The following is a 19,870-nucleotide window of genomic DNA, read 5'->3' on the forward strand; positions in this document are numbered from 1 at the left end:
CTCTCATATAAGCAATCTATTATTTTATTACAATTATATAAACTCAGAATTGAGTGTCAATAATTTTTGGAATAATTTCTGAAATTTTCGCTATATTGCATTCGTTTGCCGACCTCTGTGAACTTGCAGTAAAATGTAAGATGAGATTGATAGATTACGGAGGAATGCTTCATGTCAGATGTTATCGTGTTTAAAGGGGCAGTTTCCTACCCTATAACGTTAGACCCTACTGTCTGGGTGTTTGATGATCGCAAGTTTGACCTGCGTGAGTACGTAGGAGAGCATGAGAGTGCTGATCACAGGCAGGCGAAATATTTGCAAGGAACTGGCTCCCAATGGGACAAGGAGCTCGCGGAAGGGGCACAGCCCCCATCCGAACGCAAAAAAACTCTCGCGGAGGAACGGAAAGTCCTCGAGGGCGATTACGGCATTCTCCTGGCGCCCTTCATCAACAATGCTGAGCCCTCGGCGGATGCGACGCGTGTTCTCCTGCACCGCGAAGGTCTCGAACCGTATGAGCTGACCATCGCTGATGCCAGACGTGCCATCCTGCAGTTCGCAAAAGACGGCAAGCCGATTCGCGAAAATGGACCCGTCTATTTTTATTTGCCGGAGACCCTGCTCGCCAAGGAAGCACCGATCGATCGCATTTATGCCATTGAATTCATTGTTTGAAACTCTCCATGATGAACAGACACAGAAAAAGCCATCCTCCTAATAGGGGATGGCTTTGCCAATCTTATGCTAGCCCGCTTTTTACGCACTTACTTGCGCAATCCGAATTTCTCGATGGTCCAATTCAGAACGGAGCAACTCAATAAATGCTGAATCTAGTTGAAGGTCGACAGCTCGATGATATACTTCTATCAACATTTGGTCACTCAAGTATTTCACCTTTGCTCACCTCCACCTTGGTTATGAGCCCATTGTATCAAATGCATTCGAATCGAACAACCGTTCCGATATCCACACGCCATGTGGAAAAGTTGTGGAAAAGGTGTGAGTAAGATGTGCGCAACTTTCCAAATCCTTGAAGTACCCATGTGGATTTTCTTTCCAACTTTATCCACAGACAGTCGAAAATTGTCGAAAAATTATTCTCGAAATCGAGGCATGTTTTTCTTTTTCCATGACAAAAGACTATCCTCCAAAGAGAATAGCCTTTTGTCGAAGGGACCTTATGCGTTTGCTGTTTCCGTTACATGCAGGACTTGCTTGATTTGTGCGATTGCCCAATCCAAATCTTCCTTGGAAATGACGAGCGGTGGCGCAAAACGGATGGTCGTTTCATGCGTTTCCTTGCATAGCAAGCCCAATTCTTTCAGCTTCTCGCAGTAAGGGCGAGCAGCTGTTTTCAGTTCCAGTCCGATGAACAACCCGCGTCCACGGATTTCTGCAATCAATGGGTTGTTGATTTCCCTCAGCTTCGCCAGGAAGTACTCCCCCATTTCCAAAGAGCGCTGTACGAGGCCTTCATCCTGTAGTACGTCCATTGCCGCTACAGCAACTGCACAACCGAGTGGGTTCCCACCAAAGGTAGAGCCATGGGAGCCTGGTTCAAAAACAGACAGGATTTCTTTGTCAGCCGCTACTGCCGAGATTGGGAACACGCCGCCGCCAAGTGCTTTCCCCATGATGTACATATCTGGCTTTACGCCGTCCCAATCGCTCGCAAACAGCTTACCGGTACGCCCGAAGCCTGTTTGGATTTCGTCGCTGACCAAAAGAACGTTGTTTTCTTTACAAATGTCATACGCTTGCTTCAGGAAGCCTTCTGGTGGAATGATAATGCCCGCTTCCCCTTGGATTGGTTCGAGCATGAAAGCAGCTGTGTTTGGCGTGATTGCCTGTTTCAGTGCCTCGATGTCGCCGTAAGGAATGATTTTGAAGCCTGGTGTGAATGGTCCAAATCCGCGTTTGTACTCATCTGCGGATGAGAAGGAAGTAATGGTAACCGTACGGCCGTGGAAGTTGCCCTCACATACGATGATCTCCGCTTGGTTTTCAGGTACTTTCTTCACATCGTATGCCCAGCGGCGAACAGCCTTGAGTGCGGTTTCCACAGCTTCAGCACCTGTATTCATCGGCAGGATCATGTCCTTGCCAGTTACCTTCGACAGTCTTTCGTAGAATTCACCCAGCTGATCATTGTAAAAAGCACGGGAAGTCAGGGTTACTTTGTCTGCCTGATCCTTCAGAGCTTGAATGATACGTGGATGACGGTGTCCCTGGTTCAGAGCGGAATAAGCGCTCAGCATATCCATGTACTTGTTGCCTTCTGGATCCTCTACCCATACGCCTTCTGCTTTGGAGATCACGATTGGTAGTGGATGATAGTTGTGTGCACCGTATTTTTCTGTTTGGTCAATGACTTTTTTGGTTTGTTCCATGTTGACGACCTCCTTATTTTCACATACCACCAATACTTGCAAAAATGATGCCAACAGAATTTACCGTGTAAGATGCAAAAAATCGAGCCCTAACCGCAAAAATCTTTTGCATATCGTTTTGATTTTTTCGGCACCTGCATAATCATTTTGCACTCTCCTCTTCCTGTGATATGATACTTTCATGAGGAAAGGCTGGTGAACAATTGTGTCGTCTCCCCTGCAACATTCTTCACTCGACACTTTTTTACGCATTTACGAACAAATATTGGACAGAATGAATGAAGGTGTCCATGTTATTGACGCGAATGGAACCACGATTGTCTACAATCAGAAGATGACGGAGCTTGAATCCATGACGGTTCAGGATGTGCTGCACAAGCCATTGTCTGAAGTCTTTGCTTTTCCGGACGGTCAGGAAAGCACGCTGCTCACCTGCCTTCACACGGGAAAAAGCATTCGAAATACGCGCCAAACGTATTTCAATGACAAACAAAAAGAGATCACAACGATCAATAATACGTATCCCATCATGGAAAACGGAAAAATCGTGGGTGCGATGGAAATAGCGGACGACATCACCAAAATGGAGCGGCTGATTCGTGAAAATTTGCTCGAGAAAAACGGATCTCGCTATACCTTTGATCAAATCATCGGGAGAAGCGGAGCGATCCTCGACGTCATCGAAAGCGCCAAACGGGCAGCCCGTACCTCTTCCTCCGTTTTGGTCGTCGGCGAAACGGGAGCTGGCAAAGAGCTGTTTGTACAAAGTATTCACAATGCTAGTCTGCGCGCGTCCGGGCCCCTTATTTCTCAAAACTGTGCGGCTCTTCCCGACAGCTTGATCGAGGGCCTTTTGTTTGGAACGGCACGCGGTGCTTTTACCGGAGCCATCGAGCGCCCAGGACTGTTTGAACAAGCCGAAAAAGGAACACTCTTTCTCGATGAAATCAACTCGCTTAGTATGCCTCTGCAGGCAAAATTGTTACGTGCTCTGCAGGAGAAGTCCATCCGCAGGATTGGGGACACGAAAGACCGTTCCATCGACGTGCGCATCATCGCAGCCATCAATGAGGATCCCGTAGAGGCCATTGCCCATTCGCATTTGCGAAAAGACTTGTATTATCGGCTTGGCGTCGTCACCTTGTTCATTCCTCCTCTTCGGGAGCGCAAAGAAGATATCCCCCTGTTAGCCAATCATTTCGTGGAGAAGTACAACCAGCTGTTTCAGATGGAAGTGCGTGGTCTGAGCGACGAGGTTATCAAATTTTTCAATGAGCATGATTGGCCTGGGAATGTGCGTGAGCTTCAGCATTTAATAGAAGGTGCCATGAATTTGATGATCGATGAGACGATTATTGGGTATGAGCATTTGCCCCTGCACTTTCTGCGCCGCACACCTGCTGCTGCCATCATTGCCGAGCATGAGAAGCAGCCGTTTCTCCCTTTTCCAGACGAAGGAAAGCCGCTGAAGGAAACGATGCTGGAATTTGAAACTTCCTATATTCACCACGTCGTCGATAAGTACAACGGCAATATTTCACGAGCTGCCAAAGAATTGCAAATCAGCCGACAGAGCCTTCAGTACCGCCTGCGCAAACTGGGAATCAGAGGTTAATACAGCATCGCGATTTTAAATACGCCAAAACTCTTGGCGTATTTTTTAATTATTTTGCACAAAAATGCAAATTTTTATTGCACTCCTCCATTATAAGGTTGATGAAACCATGAATTTTCTGCTTATTTTATTTGGTATCATTCTTGCAGAACATATCAGAATCCTGAAAACGCATTCATCAACCCTATATTTTGCACGAAGGAGTCGACTACATGACCACACACAACGATCAACAGCACGAACTCAAACGCAGTATGAACAGCCGGCATCTATTCATGATTTCCTTGGGCGGTGTCATTGGGACTGGCCTGTTCCTCGGTTCAGGTTATACGCTTAGTCAAGCTGGACCGGTTGGGACGATTCTCTCCTTCTTGGTCGGTGGTTTTATTATGTACCTGACCATGCTCTGCCTCGGTGAGCTTACCGTTGCCATGCCGGTTTCCGGATCCTTTCAGACGTATATGACCCGCTTTGTGAGTCCCTCTCTCGGCTTTGGCGTCGGCTGGCTTTACTGGTTAGGCTGGGCTGTCACAGTTGCTTTGGAGCTTTTGTCGTCTGGTCTTCTGATGCAGCGCTGGTTCCCAGACTCCCCTGTCTGGATGTGGTGCGCCCTCTTTGGCGGTGTGTTGTTCCTGCTTAACGCTTTATCTGCCCGTGCTTTTGGCGAATCCGAGTTTTGGTTTTCCAGCATTAAAGTAAGCGCCATCATTCTGTTTATCATTTTGGGTGGCGCGGCAATGTTCGGCCTGATTGACTTGAAAAATGGTCAGCCTGCACCGATGTTTTCCAACTTTGCCACAAGCTCTTTGCTCCCGCACGGAATTACCGGCTTGTTGATGACGATGATTACTGTGAACTTCTCGTTTCAAGGAACAGAGCTGATCGGGATCGCCGCCGGTGAAAGCAAAGAACCGGAAAAAACGATACCGAAGTCCATTCGCAACACCGTATGGCGCACGCTGGTTTTCTTTGTCCTCGCGATCTTTATCTTGGCGGGAATGATTCCTTACGAGCAAGCAGGTGTCGTGGAGAGTCCCTTTGTCGTCGTCTTTGACAGCATCGGAATTCCTTATGCGGCGGATATTATGAACTTCGTCGTCCTGACGGCACTCTTGTCCGTTGCCAACTCCGGCTTGTACGCAGCGACTCGCATGCTATTCGCTTTGTCAAAAGAAGGGATGGCGTCCGAAAAGCTTGCAGCGGTCAACAAAAAAGGCATTCCTATGAACGCCCTGCTCATTACCTTCGTCATCGCGCTTTTGTCCCTCTTGTCCGGATTTTTTGCAGAGGATACCGTATTCATGGTTCTGTTGTCCATTGCCGGGCTCGGTGCCCAGGTAGGCTGGATCTCGATCTCTGCTTCTCAGCTCGCTTTCCGACGTCATTACCTGAAAAACGGCGGCAAGCTCGAGGATCTGAAATTCCGCACTCCGCTGTATCCGATCGTTCCACTCCTGTCGCTGATTCTGAACCTGACCGTTCTCGTCAGCCTGGCGTTTGATCCTGAGCAGCGAATCGCCCTTTATTGCGGTGTTCCTTTCATGATCATCGCGATTATCGTGTACCAGCTGCACTTCAAAAAGAAGCTCGAGCCTTTGCAGAAGAACGCAGCATAGGTTTTCCCGTGGAAAAAGAAAAGCTTGCAGCCCTCTCAACCGGGCATGCAAGCTTTTCGTTCTTTATGACACGTAAGTTTGTTTTCAAACTACAAGGAAATGCGTACGATTTCGGTAACGACTACCATTGCAAAGACAGCAAATCCTAGGGAACTCGTGACCAGCAGCATGCGTTTCAGCTTCTTCATATCTTCCATGAAACATTCCCTCACTTTCTAGCTCCAATCATCTCTATCGTTATATACGTACCACGAATGGAAAATGTTTCAAAAAGAGCCCAAATTTTTTTTGTGACAAATGTGAATACTGCCTGCCTTCTTATGACCGAGCGATTTTCGCATAGTCTTTGCCAATTTTTCCTGTGCTATGTTCCATTTGATACAGCATCCACGCCACCAGAACCCCGACCAAAAGACAGATTGTCCACGGCAGCCACGTCGCTTCTAGCTGGATAGACTGGTCATAGACCCACCCTCCGGCAATCTGCCCGACAGAGCCGCCGACAGCGATCGAATACCCGTTAAAGCCGTAATATGCACCCACCAGGTCTCGCGGGGCAAAACGCGGAACGACATCCACCAGATTGGGTACCGCGATCATGGTTCCAAGCGCATAGAGGAACACATCAAGCAGCAGCATCCACAGCGAGCTCGCAAACGTCAGCATGAACAGTCCTGTTCCCATGATCAGCGTGCCAACACCGATCAGCGTCAATCGCTGAGAAAAACCCTCCATCCACTGGCTGACCTTCATCTGCAGCAGGATGACTGACACCGAAACAGCTGATAAGACAATCCCTACGTCCCCTTTGTTGTGCGTTACATTTTCCACCAACAACGGAATCGTCAAGAAAATTTGATTACTTAAATAGTAATACCCCATCAGGATAACCGTGAAACGGACAAACTGCCGATCCTTCAAAACGTGAACCATGCTCTCCCATATACTGTGACGCGTACTTGTAGCAGCAATTGGAGGCAAGAGGAAAAACGACACCAAGGCACAGATTCCAAAGACAGCTCCTGCAAAGAGAGACAAATACGTGAAATCGACAGCAGACAGGGCAGTGCCGATGATTTGTGACCCTACGACGCCAATATTGGTCAAAACATTGCGAAAAGCAAATACTTCTTTACGGATGGCTTCCGGTGTCAGTACGGCAAAAGCAGCAGACCCTGCCGGATCGAATAAGGCGCCACCCAAGCCGGACAAGATCGCCGCCACAAAAAACTGCCATGTCTCCGTACAAAACGCGAACATGGCAAACCCGATTGCACGCACGGCCATCCCAAGGACCATGGTTCCTTTATATCCAAATGCATCAGCTGCAACTCCGCCAATAAAAGCCAAACCTTGCTGGGCAAATTGCCTTACACTCAAGACCAATCCGGCCATCGCCAACGCCCAACCGATACTGCCAGTCAAATACAGTGTAAGATACGGGATTAATGCGTAAAAACCTAGGTTCATCATGAAAGAGGTGGACAACAGCAGCTTTACGCCAAACGGTGTTTCCCTCCAGATTTCCCGCTTCATCGAAATACCCCTCGTTCTTCCCTTTAGAATGCTTGAAATAGGGATATTCTCAGCTTAAAGAACAGGGTATAATTTGAGAAACGAACAATTTTGTATATGGTAATCAAATATTTAGATAAGAGGGTTTTACTTTATGGACTTTGAACAATTACGCGCATTTTACACGCTAGCACAGACAAAGAACTTTACAAAAGCTGCAGAAATGCTCCATCTTGTTCAGTCTACCGTGACCATGCGCATCAAGCAACTGGAAGAAAAAGTAGGAAAACCCCTCTTTATTCGGGATAAACGAAGTGTGGAAATCACCCAGGCCGGACTGACGCTGCTGCCGTATGCTGAACGAATCTTGAAGCTTTCCCATGAGGCACTCAATGAGGTCGCCTCCCTGCAGCCTTATGAGGACTATTTATCGATTGGCAGTCTGAACGCAATCTGGACCTCGACTCTGGAGCCGATCCTCAAAGAATATCATTACCGGTACCCACAAATTGCCATCAGCACAAAAACGGGACACTCCTCGGATGTCATTCAGTATTTACTCGACAACGTGATTCAGATCGGGATTGTATACGTGCCGCCATCTCTGCCGAACTTTGAGGTAATCCCCACCTGGGAGGATGAGGTCGTCCTCGTCAGCCGCCCCGGCTGTACCTACATCACGGCGCCGAAAATCGATTCCCGCGAGCTACGCCGACTACCGCTCATCCACATGAGCTGGGGCCCACCTTTTAACGAATGGATTCGTCAGACACTCCCTCGGAATTACGTACCGAAGCTGACAGTGGACAAAGCGGAATTGGCCATTGACCTGATCAAGGAAGGCCTGGGAGTGAGTCTGATGACGCGATCAGCCGTAAAGGCAGATTTGGCAGCTGGCGAGCTGATTGAAATTGAGATCAGCGGCAACAAACCGCCGAAGCGCTCCGCTTACATCGTCCTGCCGCGCGAAAAAAAGAACAAACCCAGCGTAGAGAAATGGCTGGGTTTGATGAAAGAATTGGGATATTCCACGTAGTCCTACCTCGTCGGTATAACAGGCTGTACGGTGTCGCGTTTTCTCTCCAGATGCCGTTCATAGCCGTAGCGAACAAAACAGTAGCCACACATGGCCAGACTAAAGCCCGTCACGATGTCACTGAGAAAATGCACGCCCAAATAAACCCGGCTAGCGGACAACAGGACAACCAGCGCAAGCATCAGCGGCTGTACGAAAACAGCCCAGCCCTTTTTCTCTTGCCAGCGACTGATGAAGAAAGCGAGCATGCAGTAAAAGGCGGGAGCAATCATGGCATGCCCACTCGGAAACGAAAAAGATTCAGGCAGTGGAATCAAGTGAAAATCGGTCGGGCGGGGTCTGGCAAAAATGGCCTTCATGATTTCGTTCAGAAGCTCGCCGCCACCGAGCACCAGCAGTAGGGCTATGGCTTCCGCCTTCCACCTTTTTACGAAGAGGAATACGATAATCGTGACCCCTAAAGGAGCGAGTACCACTGCACTTCCCAAATAAGTGAAAACGTGAAAAAAAGAAGTCCATTCCTCTGTGCGCAAAAAGGTGGCTGCAGCAAAGCCTGCGTCGTCCATTCCCCTTACTCTCCCTGTCAGGAACAGACCAATCATCGCTGCGGAAATGGCTGCAAAAACTACCGCAATGACGATGAGTCCTGCCCCTCTTTTCGACTGGATCATTCCGATTCCCCCTCTCTTTTTTTCATTAAGAAACGCAGCGCCTCTTCAAATTTCAGGTCGTCTTCACGCGTGCGAGCCGCAGGTCCCCGTGTCCGGCCACCTCCGCGGCGAAACCGGGCTTTTTCATTTCGTTCCTCCAAGTGAAACGCGATGCGTTCCGGATCAAAGATCGTTCCGTGCGGGGTGAGCGACGCAGCCTTCTTTCCCAGAATCAAGGCTGCCAGCCCTATGTCCTGTGTGACGACAATATCGCCTGCTCGTGTATCATTTGCCAGCTTCATATCCACCGCTTGTGGTCCCGCATCAACGGTAATATGGTTTTCTCCACGCAGCTGGTGGTTGAAGCTCGCGTATGTAAAACAGTTCCAGCCAAACTCCCTGCACAGGCCCTGCGCGATCGCCAAGGCTTGGCGTGGACAGGCATCTGCATCAATCAGCACGCGCAATTCGTGCATGGACATCCACCCTTTCGTGAGCTTTTTTCTCCCCGTTCCGAGCCAAATTTGGTATGATGGTCTTGGAGAGGAGTGAACGAATCTTTGCGCAATCATTTTATCCTAGACGAACGACTGGGTATTCGACTCCCCGCTTTGGATATGGAGTGGGAGTCGTACTCGACAGAAGAGCGAGCCGACATTTTGTTGGAGTGGGAGGAAATCCGCGCTACGATTCCCGACCAAATTATCCGGATCGAAACGGTCATCATCGAAAAGACAAAACAGATGTCCGAAGAAGAAAACTTCATTCGATCCTGCGAGCTGAACAGCGAAATTCACGAATTAGCCAGTGTCATTAATGATCTTAATATATGGTTCCGCGTCCAGCAAGATCATGACACCAAAGTCCATCAATAATGTCGTGAAAGCACGTAACAGCAAAGCCCCGGGAGATCATCCCAGGGCTTTTTTCATGCTCGTTTTTTAGGAAATGCTGTGCAATATGTACACAGCTCTTTTGCTTACGCCTGTTGCTTTCGCCTTTTCGAACGCGAAAGCTCGAGTGCTTTGAGGCCAGTAACGTGGGGTGCCGCCATGGAAGTCCCGTTCAACGTTTTGAATTGATTTCCCGGCCATGTCGATAAGATGTCCACACCAGGTGCCTTCGTGTTTGCTCCTTTGCCACGCGAGCTAAAATCGGCCAGCTTTCCGTTTTGATCAATCGCGCTTACGCCGACGACTCCTTTGTACCTCGCCGGATACTCCACTTCTCCCCCGTTGTTGCCTGCCGAAGCCACCATGATGATGCCCTGCTTGTTTGCCCGCTCGACTGCCCTGGCCAGCGCTTCACTGTATTGCGGCATGCCAAAGCTCATATTGATGATGTCCATTTTGTTTTCAATGGACCAGTTGATCGCCCGCAGGATCGTCCCCAACGATGATTTTCCGTCCTCGCCAAAAGCGCGCACATCATACAGATGAGCTTCTGGCGATACACCGACGATGCCACGCTGATTCATTTCCGCCACGATGATGCCTGCCACGTGCGTTCCGTGCCCGTTTTGCCTTCCCGACACGAAATTGATTCCGCCCTTGATCTGGTCCTTCAATTCAAAATGATCCCGGGAGATTCCCGTATCGATGACGGCAATTTTGACCCCCGTTCCTTTTCCTCTCCGCCATAGCCGTTCTGCTCCGACATAGCGGACGCCCCACGGAATTTCTTCCTCGGAATGGACGCTTACGGTCACATCCTCCTCGACTGTTGCGGGATAACGGCTGAAATGCGCTTTGTGCCTCTGGTAGATCTGCTCTGTCACACACAGGCAGGACAAATCGTCAAAGCAGCGCCAAACCTGCCTTTCCTTCTGCTCGGTCACATGCGCCTGTAGGTCCTCCAAAATATCACGGAATGGCGTCTTCCGGTGAAAGCTGATAATTTTCACACTTCTAGCCTCCTGTCATGCATGCCCTGACAACATCCTATGATCGCTTGTGGTGGGTGGGTTTGGGCATACACACAGGCTTGCTAAAATAGGCGATTGGTCTAGTCCATCTGTCCAAGCAGACTATCCGCTTTTCCCATATAACTGCATAGGACGAAAGTGTTCTATCCTGGAGAGGAGCGATGACGCGATGGCCAAAAAGAAAATCAAAGTCAGCAAGCTCAAAGGAAAACCAAACGATATTCTGAAAAAGATCAACAAAAAGAGCAAGAAAAAATGGAAGATGAGCGACATCAAAGCACTCGCGAAAGATTACTCGAAAAAAGACTTGAAGGACGATGAAAAGCTGAAAAAGCTGATCAAAAAAGTCAGCAAAGCCGTAGGAATCCAGCTGAGTGACAAACAGATTTCCAGCGTAAAAAAACAGGTACACGACGCCTTAGGATAAACGAGCGAGCTTGGCTGCGCCGAAAGCAGGCGTAGCCTCGTGTAGGGGTGGACGAGCTGAGCGATCTGAATTGGCCTATCGTCAGCACAAATCGACCAGGAAAGCTGCTCGTTCCCTTGGTATTACCCACTCGATGCTCGTCCGTCGCCTAGCCAAATACCACATTCATAAAGAGCCGGATGCCGAGTAGGACCTTCCCGAAACAGCAAAAGGGAGAGCCTCTCAGCTCTCCCTCTTGCTATCCAAGAATCAGATCACGCGAACTTAATCGCAGGCACACGCAACGATCGTCAGCAGTACGAACAACACCAATACCAAAGCAAAGTCGTCGAAGCCAAATCCGTTGAATCCGCTCATTCGCTTTCCCTCCTTCATCGGCAACTAATCATAGGGTATGTGCGGGAGGCTAGCGTTGATTGGACCATGGCCCATTTTTGACGACATTTCTCAAAAACGTTTTTCGAGCCTCGATTTCTCTAGCTTGCTTGGCGTTTGACAGGCTCTGGCAAATTGTACTGCTTTTTCATGACCATTTCCCAAAACGGGATGGTGCGCTGGATCATCGGGCCTGTGAGCAATGCGATCAGTACGGTCCCGATTGATACCGGACCACCCAGTGCGGCTCCTGCGATGAGTACAGTGACTTCAATAATCAGTCTGACCTTTTGAATGCTCCACCCCATCCGCTCGTTCATGGCTAGCATGAAGCTATCCCGTGGACCCGCTCCCAGCCGTGGAGAGATGTACATCCCGATTCCGATCGCCATTACGATCACGCCCAGCAAAAACATCAGCAGCCTCGTGACAAAAGCCTGAGGCTCGGGAACGACATCCATCCACAGGATCCAGTCCAAAAAACTCCCGAAGCAAATCATATTTAAAAACATGGCAAAGTTCGGTCTGATTTTTGCCACTACGTACGAGGATAAAATGACGATGACTCCCACAATTTGCGACCAAATGCCGATGGTAAGCCCGAACGTCCTCTGCAGCCCAATGTGAAAGGTATCCCAGGGGGCAACTCCCATATTTGCCTTAATCGTCAAGACACATCCAAAGGCCCCGATAAACAGACCCAAAATAAACATGACATAGCGCATGGTAATCGGTCTGTTGATCCGTAAACCCGCCACTGCCACTCACCTATCCTCTCCTGCTTTTGCCAAATCGGCTCTCTCTATCGTTTGTCTTACGGCTTCCAGCTGGCCACTACTTCATAGAACACACCGTCTTTTCGGTAGTACGCCTCTGCCTTTGGAGATTCGATGTACGTTTTCGCTTCGGGCAGCCGCTCCCCTGCCAGAACAACCTGGCGCTGTTTGCCCGCTTCATCCCGGTACTCCACGACGAGACTAACCTGTTCGTTTTCACAATGCTGAATCAACTCTTCGGGTGTCGCAAAGACGATCCGTTTCATGCTCTCCCTCTTTTCATACGCAATGGATCACTCATTATAACAAGGATCTGCCGATTCTCCCATCGTTTTTCGCACCCTTTTGACGGGTACATCCATGAAGTCCGCAGCCAGTAAGGTGCACGGATGGATGGCTTGTGCTTCCGCCAAGAGATCCTCCATGGTGAAATCGCCCTCCTCATCCTCATAGCGCGGACTGAAGTGGGTCAGACAAAGCTGGTTCACAGAAGCTTGCCTCGCGAGCTCAGCGGCTTCCTGCGCCGTGGAATGTCCGCTGCGCACTGCCAGCTCCTTGTCCCGCTGTGCATACGTCGCCTCGTGCACCAGCAAATCCGCTCCTTCTGCCAGCTCCCGCACCGCTGTACAAGGCTCGGTATCGCCGCTAAACACAATCTTTCGTCCTGGCTGCGGCTCCCCTACAAAATCCTTGCCAGCCAAAATGGTGCCATCCGCAAGCGTCACTTCCTCTCCTCGCTTGAGAGCACCATACAACGGCCCAAAAGGCACGCCTGCCGCTTTCGCTCGCTCGACCTGGAACGCGCCTGGTTTGTCCTTTTCTTGGATGGCGTATGCATAAGAAGGAACGCGATGCTTGGCCAAACGGCACGTGACGATGACCTCCTCATCCTCGTACACCACGCCTTCCTTCACGACCTTGAGCTCCAGTGGGTATTGCAGATGCACCGGACTTGTGTCCATCACTGCACGATAATAGCGATCCAGCCCCGGCGGACCGTATAGCTCCAAAGGGGCGGCTTCTCCATTTCGCAGCGACCGGCTCGCCAACAGCCCGATCAAACCGTACAAATGATCTCCGTGCAAATGCGTAATAAAAATTTTATCCAGCTGACTGATTTTCATCGGGGATCGGAGGAGCTGATGCTGGGTCCCTTCTCCGCAGTCGAACAGCCACCACTTGCCCGCTTGCAAAAACCGAAGCCCCATGCCGCTGACATTGCGGCGTGTGGTTGGTGCGCCCGAACCTGTTCCCAAAAATGTTACGATCACGTCCTGTGCATCTCCTTTTTGGCTCTACTTCCACTCCTGCCTCTTGGGGGGTGCCTGTCAGTCTCTATGGGCATTCACCCTTTTTTCCATGGGCGCATACGCTACATCAAACAACAGCCTAGCAAGGAGGGACTCCTGATAATGAAACGACTCATCTCTATGGGTCTTGCCGCCGGCCTGGCCGTCATGGCTCTACTGGCCGGATGCTCGAGTGCCCCGGAAAAAATACGGATTGGCGAAGTGACGCGTTCGCTCTTTTACGCGCCTCAGTACGTCGCCATCGAAAAAGGATTTTTCAAAGAGGAAGGACTCGACGTCGAGCTGTCTACGATTCCTGGCGGAGACAAAGTCATGTCTGCACTTCTCTCAGGCGGAATCGAAGTCGCACTCGTGGGATCTGAAACCAGCATCTACGTAGCCCAGCAGGGCGCTGCGGATCCGGTTGTGAATTTTGCCCAGCTCACACAGACAGACGGCACTTTCCTCGTCGCTCGCAACAAAGTGGACAATTTCTCCTTTGACCAGTTGAAAGGGAAAGTCTTCCTGGGTCAACGCAAAGGCGGCATGCCGCAAATGGTTGGCGAGTACGTGCTCAAGCAGCACAATATCAATCCGCAGAGCGACCTTGAGCTCATCCAAAACATCGAATTCAAAAATATAGCTGCCTCTTTCGCTTCCGGCACTGGCGAGTATGTACAGCTGTTTGAGCCAGAAGCCTCCCGCTTTGAACAAGAAGGGATCGGTCACGTCGTCGCTTCGTTCGGAAAAGAAAGCGGGACGGTTCCGTACACGGTCTTCATGACGAAGCAAAGCTATATCGACAGCAATTCCGCTACTATCCAAAAGTTTACCAATGCCGTCTACAAAGGGCAACAATGGGTTGCCAGCCACACGCCTCAGGAAACGGCTGCCGTAATCGCTAAATACTTTGACACCATCCAGCCCGATATTCTGGAGAGCGCCGTCAAACGCTATCTGGATCAAGGCTCCTACGCCATAGACCCCATCCTGGATGAAGCCGAGTGGAACCAGCTCCAGGACATCATGGATAAAGCAGGAGAACTAAAGCAGCGCGCGGATTACGCCAAACTGGTCAACACCACCTTTGCCAAAGCTGCTAAAGAAGGGAAGTAGGCGAGGATGAACCAGGCTCCTTCAACGCCGGCCAAAATAGAACTCGGCCACGTGACCCATCTCTACCTATCCGCTACCCGGGCATTCATGGCGGTCAGGGATATCAACCTGCGCGTGGAGGAAGGCGAGTTCATCTGCTTGGTTGGCCCGAGCGGCTGTGGAAAGACAACATTGCTTTCCATCATGGCCGGACTGGAGCGACCTACGGCAGGTAAGGTCCTGATCGACGGAAATCCGGTTTCAGGCACCTCCCGGCAGGTCGGCTACATGCTCCAGCAGGATTACCTTTTCAACTGGCGCAGCATCGAAGACAATGTCTTTCTCGGACTGGATATTCAAGGGCTGCGGACCAAAGAAAACGAAGCATACGCCCTCCATTTGCTCGAGGAGATGGAGCTGATCGATGTACGCAAATCGTCTCCGATGCAGCTGTCTGGGGGGATGAGACAGCGGGTTGCTCTCGTGCGTACGCTGGCCTGTCAGCCAGACGTCCTGCTCCTGGATGAACCCTTCTCTGCCCTCGATTATCAAACCAAGCTCAAGCTCGAGGACCTGATCTTCACAACTCTTCGCAGGCACAAAAAGACCGCCGTACTCGTCACACACGACCTCTCCGAATCTATCGCGATGGGTGACCGGGTTTATATCCTCTCTCGCAATCCAGGCCGGATCAACAGCGAGGTCCATATACCCGCGCACATCCGCAATGCGATCCCGTTTGACGCACGAAATCAAGACGGATTCCAGGATCTGTTCCACCGTGTCTGGAAAGAGATGGAGGTGGTTTCTGATGCAGCAAAAGGACATTGAATCCGCCCATCGAAAGTTCCTGAAGCAAGAAGCCCGTTCACGATCCTGGGTGCTTTCCACACAGCTTCTGCTGTTCGTCGCTTTCATCGGATTATGGGAGCTGCTCGCACGGACGAATACGATCAACTCGCTCATTTTCAGCTACCCATCCAAAGTCGTGACAGAATTCTGGTCGAGACTCATGGATGGCAGTCTTCTCCCCCACGTTGGCATGACGGTCTGGGAGACGATCGTAGGCTTTCTGCTCGGCACTCTGCTCGGGACCGTGATCGCCGCCGTTATTTGGTGGTCGCCTTTCCTCTCCCGTGTTCTGGAGCCCTACCTCGTCATCGCCAATAGCATGCCAAAGGTTGCGCTGGGACCGGTTTTTATCGTCAGCTTCGGGCCGGGACTGTTCTCCGTGATTGCCATGGGCTGCGCGATCTCTGTGATCATTACCACCATCAACATCTACACCAGTTTCAAAGAAGTGAATCCCAATTACGTAAAAGTCGTGCAAACCTTGGGTGGAAGCAAGCGGCAAATTTTCTCGATGGTAATCCTCCCCTCTACCATCCCGACGATCCTCGCTACACTGAAGGTAAACGTCGGTCTCTCTTGGGTAGGGGTCATCGTGGGAGAGTTCCTTGTTTCTCAGCAAGGGCTGGGATACCTGATCATTTACGGCTTCCAAGTCTTTAATTTCACCCTGGTCATGATGAGCCTCGCCATCATTGCAGTCGTCGCAACCTTGATGTACCAAGGCGTCGCGTACCTGGAAAGGCGGCTCACCAGCCAGTTTAAATAGATGGCAACACCAAACAGCGGCGCTGGTTCTTCCGGGATGAGAACCAGCCCGCTTTTTTCTTATTCAGTGCGATTGGCAAGCGTTTCTCCTGCATCTAACACTCTAATATCCCGAAAACAAAAAACGCCCGGACACATGGCACGGGCGCTCTTATTGCTTTTTGCTATTTCCAGATTTTCCACCAGCTTTTTTTGGTGCCTGCATCGGCAGGTTGGCTTTGTGCCACTTTTGCGGCCGCCGCTGCTTCCACTTCCTGGGCGCCAGGTACACGCAAGAGGAAATGATCGACCATCGGCTTGTAGTTGTCTGCCAGCTGCTCCTGCATGTTGCGGAGAATGGCGATAGCCTTTTCCTTCTGGTCCGTTGCGATGAGCGCATTGGCATAGTTGAATCCAGCATACGGGAACGGGAAATCCGGAGTCCAAAACTTTTCGCAAATCTGGATCAGCTGATAGACGTAGCCAGCTTGTCCGAGCTCACCGGTCACAGTCATTACGACTTCAAAACGATCCTTGGCACCTTCAATAGCCAGCGTATACCAATGCATGGCTTTCAAAAGGTTCTCTTCGGTCAATGCCAATCTCGCCAGGTGCAGCTGTGGACGCCAGGCGCCTTCTTTGCCAGCAAGCGTCTCGAGCTGCTGTCTCAGCTCTTCCTTTCGGCCCGATTGCAGGAAGCTTTCCACGAACATATTCAAGCCGTTTTCCTGATTCGGGTCTTTATGCAGACCTGTATTCAGCGTTTCAAACGCTTTGGCTTCATCGCCTTCATAGGCGTAGATTTTTGCCAGGTTCGTACAAGCTGTGCCGGACGAAGGGAAGCGCTCGAGGCAATCACTCAAGATCGCTTTTGCCCGATCAAACTCCCTCGCCTGCATATGGACGACTGCACGAAAAATGAGCGCAGACTCAATCGGACCGTACAATTCCAAAAGTCGGTTGGCCGCAACGGCTGCCTGCTCATGAAATTGCTCCTTCACCAATTCCATCGCAAAATCGCGAAGCTTTTCTTTATTGTCCCAGTACATGTCCAAGTTATGGGGGATCACTTTTTTCTGGTAGTCCTCTCGGGACATATCGATGGTTTGACCAAACTCATTGGTAAACGACACAAATTCAGACATGTAACGGCCTCGCTTTCATTTCCTCTGCAATTGTTTCAAGAAGCTGTCGCTCCCTGGTTTTAAATCCAAGCCTTCATATTTACTTTACGAATAAAGTCCTCTACTGATTCCTTTACAGGTTCGTCATTTGCCTCTTCTTCATCCTGCAAGCCCACCAGCTGACGGAAAAGGGCCTCGTTGCGCGTAGCCAGAGCAAAGTCGAGCAGCGCTTCACGTGAGATCCTCTCTGCCTCTTCTTCAAGCAGCTTCGCCTCGAGGGCGATATCCTCTTCAACAACGGGGTACTGCTTATCTATTTTGGGTATGCGAACCACCCAAGCAAACGCACTGTCAGGATTCCGGTCGCGTGCGATCAAGTAACCGTATTCGCCCAATGGCAAGCCTTGCTCAAAGGAGTCGGCAACAATGACGACGCGTTGTCCTAGCTTGAACATGAGCGTCAACTCCCTAAAAAGATTAATTCTAATCATACTAAATTGTATGTGTTCTTGGGAAGAGCAAACCGGCAGGATGGGCTTTTACATAAAAAGTTTGTTGCCGTGCCAAAAATACGGTAAACTTCTATTAGCAAACATTTTCCTGTAAAAAGTACGCTTAACGAGGTGCCGAAGCATGTCACAAATGTCTACAGGGTTTTCCCTGTTTATCGTCGGCTGGTCCGTTCTTCTCGTGGGTTTAATGGGGATCGGCGGCTATTTCATGTTCCGCAAATTTTTAAAATCAATGCCGAAAAAAGACGGCAAATCCGATCTGGACTGGCAGGACTATTACATCGATCAGACTCGCTCGCTTTGGACAGAGGACGGACTTACCCTGCTCAACGAACTAGTCGATCCTGTCCCTCAGCTTTTCCGGGACGTGGCTAGACGCACGATCGCAGGAAAAATCGGTCAGCTCGCTTTGGAGGAAAAAGCTTCTTCCATCAACATCGACCTGATTGTCAAAGGTTATATCCTCGCTACGCCAAAACGAGACCATAAATTTCTGATCTCGCACTTGAAGGACAAGCAGATCGACTACAAGCGCTATGAGCATTACCTGAACGTCGAGAGCTGATCGTTTTTGAAACCACTCACCCACTCATCCGTATTACATGGTAGATTCATCGCCAAGGAGAAGATGCGGATGACAGTCATACTAACCATATTGGGTATCGGCCTGGTGCTTTTCATTATCGCTGCCGTTATTGTCGTCGTTCTACTGAAAAAAGGGGCAAGCTTCCTCTGGAACATGGGCGGGAGACACTACCGGCACCACAGCAGCAGTGATTACAAGCGCCGCGGCCCATTTTGGTCACATGGACATAAATCATATGGGCATCATCATTACCGCAGGAAGCATAGCAGTCACAGCGGATTTTTCAGCAGCTGATCCAAAAAGGCTGTCCTTTGAAGAGTGTATTCTCTTTGAGGGACAGCTTTTTTATGCTCCACGTAAAATTGGGCTTCCTCATATAAAAAATTTGGGCTATCGCCTATTCATCGAGATGGGTAAACACATAGAAATACAGTGTGTTTCCGAGTGGGAGCAGCGACAGCTATCAATCAAAATTCAGCGATTCTTGGAGGTATGTATGGCTGACCAATTTGTCGAGAGGTCATTAGAAGAGATACGTTTCTGGTCGCGAATCATGAAAGAGCATTCTCTCTTTCTGAAATTAGGATTTCATTGCGACGATACACAATTGATAAACGAGGCTGATCGGTTTTATAGGGTCTTTGAGGATATTGAAAACCGCTCCCATTCCTACTCCTCTGATTCTGATCCACAAACGATCTACGAATTTAACAATATCGTTTATCAGGCAGTATGCCATATTTGGGCATTTAAACGAAAGGTACTTGGCCTCATCCTCCACTGCAAAATACTGGGCAATAATTTTCCGTTACTTGTCGATCATGTAAGCAGGGAAGCCAACTATTTCATGAAACGTCTGGAGCAGCTCAATACAGGAACACTGGACGCTTTGCCTGATGCCGTTATTAATGAAAACGTGTTCTTCCTGCGAATCATGGCCGATCATGCTAAGTTTATTAACCATCTTCTGGACCCCTCGGAAAGAAAACTGGTAGAGCAGGCACGAGATTTCAGTCATGACTTTGACCAGCTCCTGTTCCAAGCCATAGATCTCGATTCTATGCGACCCCAATCCCAAACCCAGCCACTTCTCGACCAGTTTGTGGATCAAAACCGCGTTTCTGTTCGCCAGCTCCGCGATTTCAAGAAAACCGCCCATGAATTAATCGAGGCGTGCAGAATCAAAAGCCTCATCCCTCCTTTATTGGCTGATCACGTGTTTCGTGAAGCGTCTCATTTCTTAGAGATACTAGATTCGTTCGATCATGCCTTAACAAAAGCTCGATAGCAAAGATCGAACGCACAGGCTAAACCACAAGTGCGCACTCCTGTACATTTTTAATC

25 protein-coding genes are annotated in these 19,870 nt (G+C 49.8%); 13 read left to right on the forward strand and 12 right to left on the reverse strand.

Translation table 11 applies throughout. The annotated features are described in order from the left end of the window. Positions 1-171 precede the first annotated feature (171 nt). Positions 172-675, forward strand: coding sequence for a hypothetical protein (locus EDM59_RS08860; protein ID WP_122923224.1), 504 nt, complete (start codon positions 172-174; stop codon positions 673-675). 81 nt (positions 676-756) lie between these two features. On the opposite strand, the gene sda is transcribed toward EDM59_RS08860, so the two are convergent. Beyond that, on the reverse strand, positions 757-894 hold the full coding sequence (sda, locus tag EDM59_RS08865) for a sporulation histidine kinase inhibitor Sda (protein WP_092268048.1): 138 nt from the start codon (positions 892-894) through the stop codon (positions 757-759). 284 nt (positions 895-1,178) lie between these two features. Beyond that, complete coding sequence (locus EDM59_RS08870; RefSeq protein WP_122923225.1) at positions 1,179-2,390, reverse strand: ornithine--oxo-acid transaminase; 1,212 nt, start codon at positions 2,388-2,390, stop codon at positions 1,179-1,181. A gap of 205 nt (positions 2,391-2,595) precedes the next feature. On the opposite strand from EDM59_RS08870, the gene EDM59_RS08875 reads away from it, so the two are divergent. Both EDM59_RS08875 and EDM59_RS08880 read left to right on the forward strand, forming a co-directional pair. Next, positions 2,596-4,005, forward strand: a complete 1,410-nt coding sequence (locus tag EDM59_RS08875; protein ID WP_122923226.1) for a sigma-54 interaction domain-containing protein — start codon at positions 2,596-2,598, stop codon at positions 4,003-4,005. A 212-nt stretch (positions 4,006-4,217) separates the two neighbouring features. Beyond that, positions 4,218-5,621, forward strand: coding sequence for an amino acid permease (locus tag EDM59_RS08880; RefSeq protein WP_122923227.1), 1,404 nt, complete (start codon positions 4,218-4,220; stop codon positions 5,619-5,621). A 318-nt stretch (positions 5,622-5,939) separates the two neighbouring features. On the opposite strand, the gene EDM59_RS08885 is transcribed toward EDM59_RS08880, so the two are convergent. Beyond that, a complete protein-coding gene (locus tag EDM59_RS08885; protein ID WP_183192846.1) occupies positions 5,940-7,157 on the reverse strand; it encodes an MDR family MFS transporter in 1,218 nt (405 codons plus the stop codon). A gap of 133 nt (positions 7,158-7,290) precedes the next feature. Here EDM59_RS08885 and EDM59_RS08890 point away from each other — a divergent pair, with 133 nt between their 5' ends. Then, positions 7,291-8,172, forward strand: a complete 882-nt coding sequence (locus EDM59_RS08890) for a LysR family transcriptional regulator (protein ID WP_092268044.1) — start codon at positions 7,291-7,293, stop codon at positions 8,170-8,172. A 2-nt stretch (positions 8,173-8,174) separates the two neighbouring features. On the opposite strand, the gene EDM59_RS08895 is transcribed toward EDM59_RS08890, so the two are convergent. Together EDM59_RS08895 and EDM59_RS08900 are read right to left on the reverse strand one after the other, a co-directional pair. Continuing rightward, a complete protein-coding gene (locus tag EDM59_RS08895) occupies positions 8,175-8,843 on the reverse strand; it encodes a phosphatase PAP2 family protein (protein ID WP_122923229.1) in 669 nt (222 codons plus the stop codon). Then, the gene (locus EDM59_RS08900) at positions 8,840-9,298 is read right to left on the reverse strand and encodes a DUF188 domain-containing protein (RefSeq protein ID WP_122923230.1); all 459 of its coding nucleotides are present in this window, start codon (positions 9,296-9,298) and stop codon (positions 8,840-8,842) included. The genes EDM59_RS08895 and EDM59_RS08900 overlap by 4 nt, the downstream gene beginning before the upstream one ends. A 141-nt stretch (positions 9,299-9,439) precedes the next feature. On the opposite strand from EDM59_RS08900, the gene EDM59_RS08905 reads away from it, so the two are divergent. Further along, complete coding sequence (locus EDM59_RS08905; RefSeq protein ID WP_373863265.1) at positions 9,440-9,697, forward strand: hypothetical protein; 258 nt, start codon at positions 9,440-9,442, stop codon at positions 9,695-9,697. A gap of 104 nt (positions 9,698-9,801) precedes the next feature. On the opposite strand, the gene EDM59_RS08910 is transcribed toward EDM59_RS08905, so the two are convergent. Further along, positions 9,802-10,725 (reverse strand): S8 family peptidase, encoded by a 924-nt coding sequence (locus tag EDM59_RS08910; RefSeq protein WP_122923231.1) that lies wholly within the window; start codon positions 10,723-10,725, stop codon positions 9,802-9,804. Positions 10,726-10,915: 190 nt separating this feature from the next. Here EDM59_RS08910 and EDM59_RS08915 point away from each other — a divergent pair, with 190 nt between their 5' ends. Together EDM59_RS08915 and EDM59_RS31010 are read left to right on the forward strand one after the other, a co-directional pair. After that, on the forward strand, positions 10,916-11,173 hold the full coding sequence (locus tag EDM59_RS08915; protein WP_092268039.1) for a stage VI sporulation protein F: 258 nt from the start codon (positions 10,916-10,918) through the stop codon (positions 11,171-11,173). Between the two features lie 70 nt (positions 11,174-11,243). Then, positions 11,244-11,363: a hypothetical protein gene (locus EDM59_RS31010; RefSeq protein WP_246010972.1), complete on the forward strand. Its 120-nt coding sequence runs from the start codon at positions 11,244-11,246 to the stop codon at positions 11,361-11,363. Between the two features lie 74 nt (positions 11,364-11,437). Here EDM59_RS31010 and EDM59_RS08920 read toward each other — a convergent pair whose 3' ends face one another. From EDM59_RS08920 to rnz, 4 genes are all read right to left on the reverse strand, one after another. Beyond that, complete coding sequence (locus EDM59_RS08920; RefSeq protein ID WP_236707873.1) at positions 11,438-11,530, reverse strand: sporulation protein YjcZ; 93 nt, start codon at positions 11,528-11,530, stop codon at positions 11,438-11,440. A 119-nt stretch (positions 11,531-11,649) separates the two neighbouring features. Continuing rightward, positions 11,650-12,273 carry a YczE/YyaS/YitT family protein gene (locus tag EDM59_RS08925; protein ID WP_122923427.1) on the reverse strand — a complete coding sequence of 208 codons (624 nt, stop codon included), beginning with the start codon at positions 12,271-12,273 and terminating at the stop codon, positions 11,650-11,652. Positions 12,274-12,362: 89 nt separating this feature from the next. Next, positions 12,363-12,590: a hypothetical protein gene (locus EDM59_RS08930; protein ID WP_092268037.1), complete on the reverse strand. Its 228-nt coding sequence runs from the start codon at positions 12,588-12,590 to the stop codon at positions 12,363-12,365. Positions 12,591-12,617: 27 nt separating this feature from the next. After that, the gene (gene rnz, locus EDM59_RS08935; RefSeq protein WP_122923232.1) at positions 12,618-13,595 is read right to left on the reverse strand and encodes a ribonuclease Z; all 978 of its coding nucleotides are present in this window, start codon (positions 13,593-13,595) and stop codon (positions 12,618-12,620) included. A 141-nt stretch (positions 13,596-13,736) separates the two neighbouring features. Between rnz and EDM59_RS08940 the strand changes: the two genes are divergently transcribed. Genes EDM59_RS08940 through EDM59_RS08950 form a run of 3 tightly spaced genes read left to right on the forward strand, consistent with a single transcriptional unit; the run spans position 13,737 to position 16,326 of the window. Further along, positions 13,737-14,729 (forward strand): ABC transporter substrate-binding protein, encoded by a 993-nt coding sequence (locus tag EDM59_RS08940; RefSeq protein ID WP_122923233.1) that lies wholly within the window; start codon positions 13,737-13,739, stop codon positions 14,727-14,729. Between the two features lie 6 nt (positions 14,730-14,735). Next, a complete protein-coding gene (locus EDM59_RS08945) occupies positions 14,736-15,539 on the forward strand; it encodes an ABC transporter ATP-binding protein (RefSeq protein WP_122923234.1) in 804 nt (267 codons plus the stop codon). Then, complete coding sequence (locus EDM59_RS08950) at positions 15,520-16,326, forward strand: ABC transporter permease (RefSeq protein ID WP_122923235.1); 807 nt, start codon at positions 15,520-15,522, stop codon at positions 16,324-16,326. The genes EDM59_RS08945 and EDM59_RS08950 overlap by 20 nt, the downstream gene beginning before the upstream one ends. 163 nt (positions 16,327-16,489) lie before the next feature. Here the strand turns inward: EDM59_RS08950 and EDM59_RS08955 are convergent, their stop codons facing one another. Then, positions 16,490-17,449: a tetratricopeptide repeat protein gene (locus EDM59_RS08955; protein WP_122923236.1), complete on the reverse strand. Its 960-nt coding sequence runs from the start codon at positions 17,447-17,449 to the stop codon at positions 16,490-16,492. Between the two features lie 59 nt (positions 17,450-17,508). Next, complete coding sequence (locus EDM59_RS08960) at positions 17,509-17,883, reverse strand: ATPase (RefSeq protein WP_092268031.1); 375 nt, start codon at positions 17,881-17,883, stop codon at positions 17,509-17,511. Between the two features lie 178 nt (positions 17,884-18,061). Here EDM59_RS08960 and EDM59_RS08965 point away from each other — a divergent pair, with 178 nt between their 5' ends. From EDM59_RS08965 to EDM59_RS08975, 3 genes are all read left to right on the forward strand, one after another. Then, positions 18,062-18,505 carry a DUF2621 domain-containing protein gene (locus tag EDM59_RS08965; RefSeq protein ID WP_092268030.1) on the forward strand — a complete coding sequence of 148 codons (444 nt, stop codon included), beginning with the start codon at positions 18,062-18,064 and terminating at the stop codon, positions 18,503-18,505. A gap of 69 nt (positions 18,506-18,574) precedes the next feature. After that, complete coding sequence (locus tag EDM59_RS08970; RefSeq protein ID WP_122923237.1) at positions 18,575-18,820, forward strand: hypothetical protein; 246 nt, start codon at positions 18,575-18,577, stop codon at positions 18,818-18,820. A gap of 202 nt (positions 18,821-19,022) precedes the next feature. Beyond that, positions 19,023-19,814 carry a DUF2935 domain-containing protein gene (locus tag EDM59_RS08975; RefSeq protein ID WP_122923238.1) on the forward strand — a complete coding sequence of 264 codons (792 nt, stop codon included), beginning with the start codon at positions 19,023-19,025 and terminating at the stop codon, positions 19,812-19,814. Positions 19,815-19,870: the final 56 nt, after the last annotated feature.

This window comes from Brevibacillus nitrificans, from assembly GCF_003710965.1.
Lineage (GTDB): Bacteria > Bacillota > Bacilli > Brevibacillales > Brevibacillaceae > Brevibacillus > Brevibacillus centrosporus.

What these genes read in the sequence shown, in the direction of transcription:
- EDM59_RS08860 (WP_122923224.1), top strand. Translation starts at nt 172, where the DNA reads ATGTCAGATGTTATCGTGTTTAAAGGGGCAGTTTCCTACCCTATAACG.
- EDM59_RS08870 (WP_122923225.1), bottom strand. Translation starts at nt 2,390, where the DNA reads ATGGAACAAACCAAAAAAGTCATTGACCAAACAGAAAAATACGGTGCA.
- EDM59_RS08880 (WP_122923227.1), top strand. Translation starts at nt 4,218, where the DNA reads ATGACCACACACAACGATCAACAGCACGAACTCAAACGCAGTATGAAC.
- EDM59_RS08885 (WP_183192846.1), bottom strand. Translation starts at nt 7,157, where the DNA reads ATGAAGCGGGAAATCTGGAGGGAAACACCGTTTGGCGTAAAGCTGCTG.
- EDM59_RS08890 (WP_092268044.1), top strand. Translation starts at nt 7,291, where the DNA reads ATGGACTTTGAACAATTACGCGCATTTTACACGCTAGCACAGACAAAG.
- EDM59_RS08895 (WP_122923229.1), bottom strand. Translation starts at nt 8,843, where the DNA reads ATGATCCAGTCGAAAAGAGGGGCAGGACTCATCGTCATTGCGGTAGTT.
- EDM59_RS08900 (WP_122923230.1), bottom strand. Translation starts at nt 9,298, where the DNA reads ATGCACGAATTGCGCGTGCTGATTGATGCAGATGCCTGTCCACGCCAA.
- EDM59_RS08905 (WP_373863265.1), top strand. Translation starts at nt 9,440, where the DNA reads ATGGAGTGGGAGTCGTACTCGACAGAAGAGCGAGCCGACATTTTGTTG.
- EDM59_RS08915 (WP_092268039.1), top strand. Translation starts at nt 10,916, where the DNA reads ATGGCCAAAAAGAAAATCAAAGTCAGCAAGCTCAAAGGAAAACCAAAC.
- EDM59_RS08920 (WP_236707873.1), bottom strand. Translation starts at nt 11,530, where the DNA reads ATGAGCGGATTCAACGGATTTGGCTTCGACGACTTTGCTTTGGTATTG.
- EDM59_RS08925 (WP_122923427.1), bottom strand. Translation starts at nt 12,273, where the DNA reads ATGCGCTATGTCATGTTTATTTTGGGTCTGTTTATCGGGGCCTTTGGA.
- EDM59_RS08930 (WP_092268037.1), bottom strand. Translation starts at nt 12,590, where the DNA reads ATGAAACGGATCGTCTTTGCGACACCCGAAGAGTTGATTCAGCATTGT.
- EDM59_RS08940 (WP_122923233.1), top strand. Translation starts at nt 13,737, where the DNA reads ATGAAACGACTCATCTCTATGGGTCTTGCCGCCGGCCTGGCCGTCATG.
- EDM59_RS08945 (WP_122923234.1), top strand. Translation starts at nt 14,736, where the DNA reads ATGAACCAGGCTCCTTCAACGCCGGCCAAAATAGAACTCGGCCACGTG.
- EDM59_RS08950 (WP_122923235.1), top strand. Translation starts at nt 15,520, where the DNA reads ATGCAGCAAAAGGACATTGAATCCGCCCATCGAAAGTTCCTGAAGCAA.
- EDM59_RS08955 (WP_122923236.1), bottom strand. Translation starts at nt 17,449, where the DNA reads ATGTCTGAATTTGTGTCGTTTACCAATGAGTTTGGTCAAACCATCGAT.
- EDM59_RS08960 (WP_092268031.1), bottom strand. Translation starts at nt 17,883, where the DNA reads ATGTTCAAGCTAGGACAACGCGTCGTCATTGTTGCCGACTCCTTTGAG.
- EDM59_RS08965 (WP_092268030.1), top strand. Translation starts at nt 18,062, where the DNA reads ATGTCACAAATGTCTACAGGGTTTTCCCTGTTTATCGTCGGCTGGTCC.
- EDM59_RS08970 (WP_122923237.1), top strand. Translation starts at nt 18,575, where the DNA reads ATGACAGTCATACTAACCATATTGGGTATCGGCCTGGTGCTTTTCATT.
- EDM59_RS08975 (WP_122923238.1), top strand. Translation starts at nt 19,023, where the DNA reads ATGGCTGACCAATTTGTCGAGAGGTCATTAGAAGAGATACGTTTCTGG.